Source organism: Brevundimonas alba, from assembly GCF_011927945.1.
GTDB classification, from domain to species: Bacteria; Pseudomonadota; Alphaproteobacteria; order Caulobacterales; family Caulobacteraceae; genus Brevundimonas; species Brevundimonas alba.
The window spans coordinates 287,421-298,730 of the sequence record NZ_JAATJM010000002.1; the positions used below are offsets into that span (position 1 = coordinate 287,421).

Genomic DNA, 11,310 nt, shown 5'->3' on the forward strand with positions numbered 1-11,310 from the left:
GGGGCTGCGGTCTAGCCGTTCTAGCCGCGCCCGGTCCTCAGCGGAAAGCGCCTCTGTAATTGCCGCTGCAATATTCTAGGTTCAGGGGAATCGCGCCTGCCCGCGCGACGAGGGGATGACACCATGGCCCGCAAGCCCACCGCTCCGGCGACCACGCCGCGCACCCGCGCCCCGCGCACGGTCAAGGCCGCGCCCGGCGTCGCGGTTGAGGCGGCCGCCGCCGTGCCGGCAAGGAAGCCGTTCTGGACCCACCTTTATTTTCAGGTGCTGCTGGCCATCGCCCTCGGCGCCCTAATCGGCCACTTCTGGCCCGCATTCGGCGAGAGCCTGAAGCCGCTCGGCGACGCATTCATCCGGCTGGTGAAGATGATCATCGCTCCGGTGATCTTCCTGACCGTGGCGACCGGCATCGCCCACCTGCGGGACCTCGGCCGCCTCGGCAAGGTGGTCGGCAAAGCGTTCGCCTATTTCCTGACCTTCTCGACCCTGGCCCTGATCATCGGCCTGATCGTCGCTAATGTCGTGCGGCCCGGCGCCGGCATGAATGTCGACCCGGCCACCCTCGATCCCGCGGCTGTCGGCCAATACGTCCAGAAGGCGCACGAGACGGACATCGTCGCCTTCCTGATGAACATCATCCCGGAGACCGTCGTCGGCGCCTTCGTGGGCGGCGAGATCCTGCAGGTGCTGTTCTTCGCCATCCTGTTCGGCATCTCTCTGGCCATCATCGGGGATCGCGCCCAGCCTGTCATGACTGTGCTGGAGAGCGTCTCGGAGGCCTTCTTCAAACTGGTCGCCATCCTGATGAAGGCCGCCCCCATCGGAGCGTTCGGCGCCTTCGCCTTCACCATCGGTCGCTACGGCATAGACTCGGTCATCAATCTCGCGGCCCTTGTGGCGACCTTCTACCTGACCTCCGCCCTGTTCGTGGTCGTGGTGCTGGGCCTCGTCGCCCGGGCCAACGGCTTCTCGATCTTCAAGCTAATCCGCTATCTGAAGGAGGAGCTGCTGCTGGTCCTCGGCACCTCCTCCTCCGAGGCGGCCCTGCCCAGCCTGATCGAGAAGATGGGCCGCGCCGGCTGCGACAAGTCCGTGGTCGGCCTGGTCGTGCCCACCGGCTATTCGTTCAACCTCGACGGCACCAACATCTACATGACGCTGGCGGCGCTGTTCATCGCCCAGGCCTGCGGCGTCGACCTGAGCATCGGCCAGCAGCTTCTGCTGCTCGCCGTCGCCATGCTGAGCTCAAAGGGGGCAGCGGGCGTGACTGGCGCCGGCTTCATCACCTTGGCGGCGACGCTGGCGGTGGTGCCGTCCGTGCCCGTCGCCGGCATGGCCCTGATCCTCGGCGTCGACCGGTTCATGAGCGAGTGCCGGGCCTTGACCAACTTCATCGGCAACGCCGTCGCCACCATCGTCGTGGCGCGCTGGGAGAAGGGGCTGGACCGCGAGGCTCTGGACCGGGCGCTCTCGGGAACGACCGGCCCGGTGACGGTCGGCGCGGTCCAGTCAGACGACGACTAGCCCAGATTAGCCCCGAGCAGCGCGCTCCAGCTCGGCAACGTTCAGCCGCTTCATCTCCATCATGGCGCCGAACACCCGCTTGCGGACGCCCTCGTCGGGATCCGACAGCAGGCGGTTCATCGCATAGGGCACGATCTGCCACGACAAGCCGTAGCGGTCCTTGACCCAGCCGCATTGCTCGGCCTCCGGCACGGCCGACAGGGCGTCGCTCAACCGGTCCACCTCGGCCTGATCCTCGCAGTCGACCTGCAGCGAGATCGCCTCGTTGAAGGTGAAGTGGGGGCCGCCGTTCAGGGCGGAATACCGGCTGCCGGCGAGGGTGAACTCGACCAGCAGGACGTCGCCCTGCTTGCCCGAGGGATAGTCGCCGGGCGAGCGGATCACCGCGTCGACGCGCGAGTCCGGCAGCAGCGAGACATAGAAGTTCACGGCCTCTTCGGCCTGTTTGTCGAACCACAGGCAGGGAATGACCTTCTGACGCGGTGGCAGGGCGGACATGGGCGTTCTCCTTCGTTGATGGAACGACCATATTAAACCGAGCGGTTAAATGCAAGGGTGCACGGATTTGCGAATCCGTCCCGAGCGCGGCAGAGAGCGCCGATGACCCTGATCCTCTACGGCATTCCCAACTGCGACACGGTCAAGAAGGCCCGCGTCTGGCTCAGCGAGCACGGCGTCGCCTTCGACTTCCACGACTACAAGAAGTCCGGCATCGACCGGGCGCGGCTCGAGCAGTGGGTGGCGGAGCACGGCTGGGAGACGGTGCTGAACCGCGCCGGCACGACCTTCCGCGGCCTGCCGGACGCCGACAAGGCGGACCTGAACGCAGCGAAGGCCATCGGGCTGATGCTGGCCCAGCCGTCGATCATCAAGCGGCCGGTGCTCGACCTCGGTGATCGGACGCTGGTTGGCTTCAAGCCGGACCTCTACGCCGCCGCCTTCGCCTGATCAGCGGGTCAGGACGAACCGCGCCGGCTCGCCGGCCTGCGCGTTCGGGCACAGCCAGACGTCGAACTCGCCGGCCTCCACGGTCTGCTTGAGGTCCGCGCCGAGGAACTGCAAATCCGCGAACGTCAGCGGCAGGCTGACCTCCACCGAGCCGCCCGCCGGGACCGTCACGCGCCGGAAGCCCTTCAGCAGGCGCACCGGCTGGGTGATCGAGGCGGCGCGGTCCCGGATATAGAGCTGCACCACCTCCGACGCCTCGCGCGTCCCCGCATTGCTCAGGGTCACACTCCCCGTGATCCCGCCGTTCCACGCCATAGTCGTCGACGACAGCCGGACCTCCGAATACTGCACCGGCGCATAGGTCAGGCCGTGCCCGAACGGGTAGAGCGCCGCGTGCGGCACGCCCCGGAATTTGGCGGTGAACTCCGTGTCGGTCGGCCGCGACGGGCGGCCCGTCGACTTGTGGGCGTAGTAGAAGGGCGACTGGCCCGAACGGTAGGGGAAGCTGACCGGCAGCCGGCCCGTCGGCGCATGGTCGCCGAACAGCACATCGGCCACGGCGTTGCCTGTCTCCGAACCGAGGAACCAGGTCGCCAGGATCGCCGGCGCATCCGCCACCGCGCCTGACAGCTCCATCCCCCGCCCGTTGCGCAGCAACACCACTACCGGCTTGCCCACTGCCGCGACCGCCTCCGCCAGCGCCAGCTGCGCTTCAGGCACGGTGATCTCGGTCCGTGACTTGGACTCCGCCGACATCTCGCCCGACTCGCCGACCGCCAGAAGCACCACGTCCGCCTGCGCCGCCGCCATCACCGCCGCCTCGACGCCGCCCGGGATCGCGGCTTCGACGTCAGACCCCCTCACCACGGTCAGGGAAGAGCCTTCGCCCAGCGACGCCCGAATGCCGTCCTCCAGCGACACCGCCAGCTTTTCGTCCTTGAAGATCGACCACGGTCCGAACAGGTCGGTCCGGTCCGCGCCGAAAGGGCCGATCAGGGCGATGCGCTTGCCGGTCTTCGCCAGCGGCAGGACGCCGCCGTCATTCTTCAGCATCACGATCGACTTGCGCCCGGCCTCGCGCGCCAGCGCCAGATGCTCGCGGCTGCCGGTGACCCGCCGCTCGGTGCGCACATCCGAGCCCCGGTAGGGGTTGTCGAACAGCCCCAGCGCCGCCTTGGTCATCAGCACCCGCCGCACCGCCTCGTCGACGCGTGCTATCGGCACATCGCCCGACTGCACCAGCTCCGGGATATGCTTGATGTAGAGGCCGCTCTTCATCGACATGTCGACGCCGGCCATCAGCGCCAGCCGCGCCGCGTCCCGGCCGTCGGCGGCGTATCCGTGAGCGATCAGCTCCTGCTCCGAGGTGTAGTCCGACACCACGAAGCCGGCGAAGCCCCACTCTCCATGCAGGATGTCCGTCAGCAGCCATCTGTTGCCGCTGGTGGGTACCCCGTTCAGGTCGTTGAAGGCGCTCATGATCGACAGGGCGCCGGCGTCCACCGCGGCCTTGAACGGCGGCAGATAGACCGCGCGCAGTTCCAGCTCGCTCATGTCGGTCGAGTTGTAGTCCATGCCCGCTTCGGCGGCCCCGTAGGCGGCGAAATGCTTGGCCGTGGCCACCAGCGAAGACCAGTGCTTCAGGTCGTCGCCCTGGAAGCCCTTCGTCCGCGCGGCGGCGAACAGATTGCCGAGCAGCACGTCCTCGCCGGCGCCTTCCACGACGCGCCCCCAGCGCTGGTCGCGGCCGATGTCGACCATGGGCGCATAGGTCTGGTGCACGCCCGCGGCGCCGCCCTCGACCGCCGCCGCCCGCGCGGTGCGTTCGGCAAGGTCCAGATCCCAGCTCGCTGCCTCGCCCAGAGGTACGGGGAAGGTCGTCTTCAGGCCGTGGACGATGTCGGCGGCAAACAGCAGGGGGATGCCCAGCCGGCTCTCCTTCACCGCCATCTCCTGCACCAGCCGGGTGGTGGCGGCGCCGACGCCGTTGAACAGGGCCCCTATGTGGCCGGCCTTGATGCCCGTCGCGATGCGCGTCTGGTCGGCGTCCAGCGCGTCGCCGGGGTTCACCCCCTGCGGCCGCCAGCGGAACGGGTCGTTCTCGAGGTTCAGCTGACCCGCCTTCTCCTCGAGGGTCATGCGGGCGATCAGGGCGTTGACCCGCTCAAGGTTGGCCTGCGCCTGCGCCGCCGCGATTCTCGGCGCCATCATCAGCCCGGCCGCCATCGCGCCTCCTGCCAGCAGGGCGCGGCGGGACGGGGAGGGGAGGCAGGCGTGCGTCATGTAACCGGTTCCATGTGGCGGGCGAGGCAGGACTAACGGCGCCGTCCGGCCAAGCCTACCCTCCGCCGATCACAAGGCGTTGCTGTCAGCCCTCGACGTCCACCTCGGGCCGGTCGTGGCCGTCAGCCCGCTCGGTCACCCAGCGGCCGGTCGTATCGGCGTATTCGATCAGGGCGTCCTGGTCGGGCACCTTCTGCTCGCGCGCGGCGGCCACGGCGGCGGCCCGGGCGGAGTCATGATCGGGATAGGTCTCGGACCAGGTGTCGCCCAGCCGGTAGGCCCAGCCTCCGTCGTGTTCGGCGATGCGATAGGTGATCTGGACCATGGGGCAGTCTCCGGAAGGCGGCGAAAGGGCGAACGCGGCGCAGACGTAGCAGTTGCAGACCGCGCGGCGCGGACGGTACGCAGACGAACATAGGTCGCCTTTGGCCGCGTGCAGAAAAAAGATTCACGGGCCCGCATCCGGGCGCGGGCTCGGCGCCGACTACCTTTCGAAGCGCGGCGACGGGCCGGCGCAGGGGAATACGAAGATGGAAGACCTGTTTCGCGACTACTGGTGGCTGATCTTTCCGCTCTGGGGCCTCGGCATGGGCGCTTGGCACAGCATGGCGAACTACCGCCGCAAGACGCGGATGCTGGATATCGTCCGCACCTACGCCGAGAAGGGCGAACAGCCGCCCGAGGCCCTGCTGACGGCCCTGAACCGCGAGGACGACGAATATCGTGACGGGTGCCGGCGCTCGCCCGCCCACTACTGGTCGCTCGTCGCCCTGTTCGGCGTGCTCGGTGTCGGCTTCGGCGTCGGGGCCTGGAGCTATGATTTCCAGGGCGTCGGCTGGCCCTTCTCCATCGTCGCCCTCGTCATGGGGGCCATGACGCTCTGGGCCCTGATCAACGCCCTGTTCATCGCCCGCGCTCCGGGGCGATGACGGGGAAACGGCGGGGGAGGGGAGACGCTGAACGATCCGAACACCGACGCGGCTCTGGTCGTCCGGGCCCGCGCGGGCTCGGACGCCGCCTTCGCGCGCCTGGTCGAGCGGCATCAGGCGGTGGTGCGGGCCTTCGTCCGTCGCGTGCTGGGCGGTGGCTCGGGCGAGGCGGACGATGTGGCGCAGGACGCCTTCCTCGCCGCATGGTCTTCGCTCCGTTCGCTCCGGGATCCGGCGGGCTTCCGCGCTTGGGTGTGCGGCATCGCCTGGCGCAAGGCGCAGGACCGGCTCCGCTCCTCGCAGCGCTCCGCCGCCCGCGACACCCAGTGGCTGCAGACGATCGTCACGCCTGCCGGCATCGATCCTCGCGAAAAGGCGGCGCTCGCGGCGGCCATGGCCGAACTGCCCCCGGACGTGCGCGCCTGCGTGGCCCTCTGTCTGGCCGAGGGGTGGTCGAACGCCGAGGCTGCCGCCGCGCTGGGCTTGCCCCTTGGCACGGTGAAGTCCCATATCGCCCGTGGAAGGGCGCGCCTGCTCAGCGCCCTCGGAGGCCCCGATGACGCCTGACCGCAAGCTTGAAGCCTTCTTCGCGGCCGACCGCCCGTCTTCGCGGGACTATGCCTTCCAGATCGAGGTCGCGCGCAGGATCGCGAAGCGCCGCGCCTGGATGACCGGCCTGGCCCTGATCCCGTGGGCGCTCATCGGCGCGGTGCTGCTGTGGGCGCTGGACACGGCGGCCGGACCCTATGTCGGCGGCCTCGCCGATACGGCCCTGCCCGTGGCGATGGCCCTGACCCTCGCCGTCGCCGGCGCCGGCGCCGCCCTGTGGCTGACCCGCCGCTTCAGCGCAGGCTGACGGCCGCCTTACGAAAGTTTCACCTGCCGGATCGCATCCGTACGGCGCAGCCACCGCCTCTTGTCGTCAGAAGGCCGAAGCATCAGGCTCCGGTCTCGAGAAAGAGGGGATACCCAAATGGATATGACGCCCATCCTGATCGTCCTGATCATCTTCAGCGCCATCACCGCCATCATCTTCGGCCCGAGCTATCTGAAATCCCGCGAGAAGCGCGAAATCCAGGAAACGGTCCGCCACGCCATCGACAAGGGCCAGGCCCTGCCGCCCGAACTGATCGACGCCATGACCCGGGACGTCGCCAGCAAACTGCCCTCCCGCACCCGCGATCTGCGCCGCGGCGTGATCTGGCTGGCCTCGGGTCTCGGCATCGCCGCCTTCAGCGTGCTCAGCGACATGGGCTGGGACAACGGCAATGACTGGCATGAGATCGGCAGCGGCCTGCTGGGGCTCGCGGCCATCCCGGCCACGATCGGCCTCGCCTTCATCGTCCTCAGCTTCTTCAACCCGAACAAGGAATAGGACCGCGGGGACAGGGGGAACCAGCATGACCCAGCCTCTGGTCGATCGACACGACGTCGAGCTCGCCGCCCTCGCGGCGGCGGGCGGACGGCGGGAGTTCGGTGAACTCGTGCGCCGCCACGGCTCGGCGGTCCGCGCCCTCCTTCGGCGGATGGGGGCCCAGCCCTCACTCGCCGACGACGTCGCCCAGGACGCCTTCATCCAGGCGTTCCAGCGGTGCGGGGAGTTCCGGGGCGAAGGCACCTTCGCGGCCTGGGTCAAGCGGATCGCGGCCCGCCTCTACATCAAGCGGGTCGCCAAGGAAGCCCGCTATGTCGCTGAAATCGAGAACGAAGACACCGCGCCCGCGACCGATCATGCGGGTCTGGTCGACCTCGATGAAGCCCTCAAGGCGCTGAGCGAACCCGAACGCCTCTGCGTCTCCCTTTGTCACGGAGCGGGCATGGCGCATCCCGAGATCGCCTCCGCCCTGAATTTGCCACTCGGCACGGTGAAGTCTCATGTCAAACGTGGTCTGGATAAACTCCGCGCGCGGCTCCAGCCGGAACCCGCTCAAACCATGGGGAGGATCCAGCATGTCGGCTGACGAGTTCGATCCCTTCGTGGAGCGCCTGTTCGCGCGCTCGCCCACGATGCCCGACGCCCCGCTGTTCACCGCCCGTGTGGAGCAGCAACTGCAGAAGGGTTCCCGCGTCCGCTTCCTCGCCCTGTCTCTGGCCGGCCTCGTCGGCGGCGTGGTGGCCGTGCGCGAGACGATGCAGGTCGACCTCGATCTCGCCCCCCGTCAGGGCGTGGTCGCCGGGGACGCCCTGGGGCAGGGTATCCAGTCCGCCTCGGTCAGCGTCCAGAGCGGCGTCCAGTCGGTGCTGGACCAGGCCGGCCTCGGCAATCTGGAACTCGGCTCCATGGGCGGCATGCAGCTGTTCTGGATCGCCGCCGGCGCCCTGATCGTCGTCGCCGCGGCCGGAGTTATGAAGCTCTCGCAGGAGATCTGAGGCGGCTTAGTCATCCCCCCGCATTGCGCGCGGGGATGACGGGCCCCTCACGGCCGCCTATCTAGGGCTCCGAACAAGGAGGCCCTCCGATGTCCAGCCAGAAGCAGGAAGTCGTCCGCCGCATCGCCGCCCCGGACATCCGCGCCCGCAAGGGCGCAGAGCCCATCGTCTGCCTGACAGCCTACGACGCGCCGACCGCCGCCCTCCTCGACGACCACTGCGATCTGCTGCTGGTCGGCGACAGCGTCGGCATGGTGGTGCACGGCATGCCCAATACGGTCGGTGTCACCCTCGAGATGATGATCCTGCACGGACAGGCCGTCATGCGCGGCTCGAAGCGGGCCATGGTCGTCATCGACATGCCCTTCGGCTCCTACGAGGGCGGCAAGGAGCAGGCCTACGAGAACTGCGCCCGCGTCATGAAGGAAACGGGCGCCCAGGGGGTGAAGCTGGAAAGCGGTCCTACCGTCGCCGAAACCATCGCCTACCTCGTCCAGCGCGGCATTCCGGTCATGGGGCATGTCGGCCTGCGTCCCCAGGCCGTGCTGACCGACGGAGCCTTCAAGGCCAAGGGCCGCACCGATGAGGAGCGGCTGCGGGTGATGTCCGAGGCCGAGGCCACGGCCGACGCCGGCGCCTTCGCCATCGTCATCGAGGGCGTCGCCGAGGGACTGGCGCGCGACATCACCGAGGCGGTCGACAAACCCACCATCGGCATCGGCGCTTCCGCCGCCTGCGACGGGCAGATCCTCGTCACGCCGGACATGCTCGGCCTGTTCGACTGGACCCCGAAATTCGTCCGCCGCTACGCCGATCTGCGCACCGAGATCGGCCGCGCGGTAGGGGCCTATGCCGACGACGTGAAAGCCCGCCGTTTTCCTGCCGAAGTCGAGACCTACTTCTCGAAAAAGCCGGTTTCGCCGTAACGGCCGCGTTGCGGTGCGTTAAGTGAGCCTCTAGGGTCCGGCCGGTTGGATTTTCTGCGACTTTTGGGGCGACGCTACCGTGGTTGATGTCTTCGATCAGGTCGAGGAGGAGCTTCGCTCCGATCGATACAAGCGGCTCGCCCGCACCTGGCTGCCCGTTGTCGGCGGCGTGCTTCTGGTCGCCCTGATCGCCGCCCTGGCGTGGTGGGGCTGGCAGAAGATGGAAACCTCGAAGGCTGACAAGGCCTCGATCGCCTACCAGCGCGGTCTGGAATCGCTCGAGGCGAACAACCCCGTCGGCGCCGACGCCGCCTTCCGTCAGGCGGCGGAAGAGGGCAATGCCGCCTACAAGGCGCTGGCGCTGCAGCATCGCGCCGGCATCGCCGTTCAGGCCAACCGCATCACCGACGCCGTCGCCCTGTTCGATGAGGCGGCCAAGACCAGCCGCGATCCGCTGATCGCCGATGCCGCCAGCTGGAAGGCCGCCATGCTGCTGGTCGACACGGCCAGCCTCGAGGACATTCAGGCCCGGCTGGAGCCGCTGATCGAGGAAGACCGTCCGTTCCGCGCCTTCGCCCGTTACACCCTCGCCATGGCCCAGCTACAGCACGGCAAGGTCGCCGAGGCCCGTTCGGGTCTGGTGGTCCTCAAGAACAGCCTCGATACGCCGCGGGAACTGACCCAGGGCGCCGACCTGACCATCGCCGCCATCGACTCCGGCGTGGCTCCCAATCTCAAGCAGATCGTCGACGCCATGGCCGCGGCCGAGGCCGCCGCCGCCGCCCGGCCCGCGCAGGTCGGCCAGGGTGCTCCCGCAGCCGCCCCCGCCGCCGCCCCGGTCCGCCCGTGATCCCCGCTTTCAGGACGTCCGCCATGAACCGCGTGCTTAAAGTCGCCCTGCTGTGCGGCCTCGCCGTCACCGTCGCCTCGTGCGGCACGGTGCGGAAGGTTCTGCCTTTCGGTCTCGGAGGCCGCGACGCGCCCCAGGCCACGGCCACCGAAGGCCAGCGCGTCTCGGTGCTGGAGTTCGAACAGCAGCTGGCGCCGTCCGCCGCGCTCTCCGGCCGCGACTTCTTCCTGCCCGGACCCCAGCCGGCCACCTCCTGGAACCAGCCCGGCGGCAACGCCGAGAACGCCGTCGAACACGTCGTGGCGGCCCCTGACTTCGCCATCGCCTGGCGGCGCGACATCGGCGCCGGCTCGGCCAACACCCGTCAGGTCATGGCTCCGGTCGTGGCCGACAACGGCCGGGTGTTCGTGCTCGACGGCGAGGCCACCGTTACGGCCGTCGACGCCGGCAGCGGCGATGTGGCCTGGAAGGTCAGCGTCAAGCCGGACGAGAAAGAGTTCCGCCGCAGCATGTTCAGCCTGCCGGGCCTGGGCGGCGGCAGCTCGACCGGTGGCGGCTTCGGCGGCGGCGTGGCCGTCGGCGGCGGCAAGGTCTTCATCTCCTCGGGCTATCGCACCGTCACCGCGGTCGATCAGGCCACGGGCGCGGTGGTCTGGACGACCCCCGTCGACGTGCCGATCCACGGCGCGCCCACGGTTTCCGGCTCGCGCGTGTATGTCGTCGACGTCGAGAACCAGATGTTCGCCTTCGACGTGAACACCGGCCAGCAGGTCTGGGCCTACCGCGGCATTCCCGAGCCGGCCCGCATCATGCGCGCCTCCAGCCCGGCTGTGACCGGCGAGACCGTCATCGCCCCGTTCTCCTCGGGCGAACTGGTCGCCCTGCGCGCCTCCACCGGCCAGCCCGTCTGGCAGCAGGTCCTGTCGCGCACCAGCCGCACCAGCGCCCTGTCGGAAATCCGCGACATCGCCGGCCGTCCGGTGGTCAGCCGCGGCATCGTCTACGCCATCGGCCACTCCGGCTTGATGTCCGCCATCGACGTGCGCACCGGCCAGCCCAAGTGGCAGCTGCCCATCGCGGGCGTCAACGCCCCGCTGCCGACCGGCGACGTGGTCTATATCGTCTCCAAGGCGGGCGAGCTCACGGTGGTCAACCGCGAGACCGGCCAGGTCTACTGGACGCGCGACCTCAACGAGGGCCGCGTGCGTCAGGAGGGCGGCTTCTTCGGCTTCTTCGACCGCACCGTGCGTCCGGTCTGGTCGGGTCCGCTGCTGGCCTCGAACCGTCTGGTGCTGACCAATTCCGACGGAGAACTGGTCGCCTTCGATCCGAAGACAGGCCTGCAGACCGCCTCGGTGCGTCTGGGCGGACCGGCCTTCATCGCCCCGGCCGCCTACAACGGCGCCCTCTATGTGCTCACCGATCGGGGCCAGTTGATCAGCATCCGCTGACCGAACACCCCATTCTGCGTTAGAAGGCC

At 68.9% G+C, this 11,310-nt stretch carries 14 protein-coding genes; 11 read left to right on the forward strand and 3 right to left on the reverse strand.

Annotation, left to right across the window (positions count from 1 at the left end; all coding sequences use genetic code 11):
• The first annotated feature begins 123 nt into the window (after positions 1-123).
• Positions 124-1,524, forward strand: coding sequence for a dicarboxylate/amino acid:cation symporter (locus GGQ87_RS11865; protein WP_168048032.1), 1,401 nt, complete (start codon positions 124-126; stop codon positions 1,522-1,524).
• Between the two features lie 6 nt (positions 1,525-1,530).
• On the opposite strand, the gene GGQ87_RS11870 is transcribed toward GGQ87_RS11865, so the two are convergent.
• The gene (locus GGQ87_RS11870) at positions 1,531-2,022 is read right to left on the reverse strand and encodes a VOC family protein (protein ID WP_168048034.1); all 492 of its coding nucleotides are present in this window, start codon (positions 2,020-2,022) and stop codon (positions 1,531-1,533) included.
• A gap of 102 nt (positions 2,023-2,124) precedes the next feature.
• On the opposite strand from GGQ87_RS11870, the gene GGQ87_RS11875 reads away from it, so the two are divergent.
• A complete protein-coding gene (locus GGQ87_RS11875) occupies positions 2,125-2,472 on the forward strand; it encodes an ArsC family reductase (RefSeq protein WP_168048036.1) in 348 nt (115 codons plus the stop codon).
• Here the strand turns inward: GGQ87_RS11875 and GGQ87_RS11880 are convergent, their stop codons facing one another.
• Positions 2,473-4,755 (reverse strand): glycoside hydrolase family 3 N-terminal domain-containing protein, encoded by a 2,283-nt coding sequence (locus GGQ87_RS11880; protein WP_168048038.1) that lies wholly within the window; start codon positions 4,753-4,755, stop codon positions 2,473-2,475.
• An 85-nt stretch (positions 4,756-4,840) separates the two neighbouring features.
• Complete coding sequence (locus tag GGQ87_RS11885) at positions 4,841-5,080, reverse strand: hypothetical protein (RefSeq protein ID WP_168048039.1); 240 nt, start codon at positions 5,078-5,080, stop codon at positions 4,841-4,843.
• A 205-nt stretch (positions 5,081-5,285) separates the two neighbouring features.
• On the opposite strand from GGQ87_RS11885, the gene GGQ87_RS11890 reads away from it, so the two are divergent.
• The 9 genes from GGQ87_RS11890 (at position 5,286) to GGQ87_RS11930 (ending at position 11,281) form a co-directional block, all read left to right on the forward strand.
• The gene (locus tag GGQ87_RS11890; RefSeq protein WP_168048040.1) at positions 5,286-5,684 is read left to right on the forward strand and encodes a hypothetical protein; all 399 of its coding nucleotides are present in this window, start codon (positions 5,286-5,288) and stop codon (positions 5,682-5,684) included.
• Positions 5,685-5,783: 99 nt separating this feature from the next.
• Positions 5,784-6,251: an RNA polymerase sigma factor gene (locus tag GGQ87_RS11895; RefSeq protein WP_342448388.1), complete on the forward strand. Its 468-nt coding sequence runs from the start codon at positions 5,784-5,786 to the stop codon at positions 6,249-6,251.
• Entirely contained in the window at positions 6,241-6,540 is a 300-nt protein-coding gene (locus tag GGQ87_RS11900) for a hypothetical protein (RefSeq protein WP_168048041.1), read from the forward strand. The genes GGQ87_RS11895 and GGQ87_RS11900 overlap by 11 nt, the downstream gene beginning before the upstream one ends.
• 117 nt (positions 6,541-6,657) lie before the next feature.
• Positions 6,658-7,059, forward strand: coding sequence for a DUF6249 domain-containing protein (locus GGQ87_RS11905; protein ID WP_168048042.1), 402 nt, complete (start codon positions 6,658-6,660; stop codon positions 7,057-7,059).
• Between the two features lie 25 nt (positions 7,060-7,084).
• The gene (locus GGQ87_RS11910) at positions 7,085-7,645 is read left to right on the forward strand and encodes an RNA polymerase sigma factor (protein WP_168048043.1); all 561 of its coding nucleotides are present in this window, start codon (positions 7,085-7,087) and stop codon (positions 7,643-7,645) included.
• Positions 7,635-8,054: a hypothetical protein gene (locus GGQ87_RS11915; protein WP_168048044.1), complete on the forward strand. Its 420-nt coding sequence runs from the start codon at positions 7,635-7,637 to the stop codon at positions 8,052-8,054. The genes GGQ87_RS11910 and GGQ87_RS11915 overlap by 11 nt, the downstream gene beginning before the upstream one ends.
• Positions 8,055-8,143: 89 nt before the next feature.
• Positions 8,144-8,980, forward strand: coding sequence for a 3-methyl-2-oxobutanoate hydroxymethyltransferase (gene panB, locus GGQ87_RS11920; protein WP_168048045.1), 837 nt, complete (start codon positions 8,144-8,146; stop codon positions 8,978-8,980).
• A gap of 79 nt (positions 8,981-9,059) precedes the next feature.
• The gene (locus GGQ87_RS11925; protein ID WP_342448357.1) at positions 9,060-9,830 is read left to right on the forward strand and encodes a tetratricopeptide repeat protein; all 771 of its coding nucleotides are present in this window, start codon (positions 9,060-9,062) and stop codon (positions 9,828-9,830) included.
• A gap of 23 nt (positions 9,831-9,853) precedes the next feature.
• Positions 9,854-11,281 carry a PQQ-like beta-propeller repeat protein gene (locus GGQ87_RS11930; RefSeq protein ID WP_168048046.1) on the forward strand — a complete coding sequence of 476 codons (1,428 nt, stop codon included), beginning with the start codon at positions 9,854-9,856 and terminating at the stop codon, positions 11,279-11,281.
• Positions 11,282-11,310 lie beyond the last annotated feature (29 nt).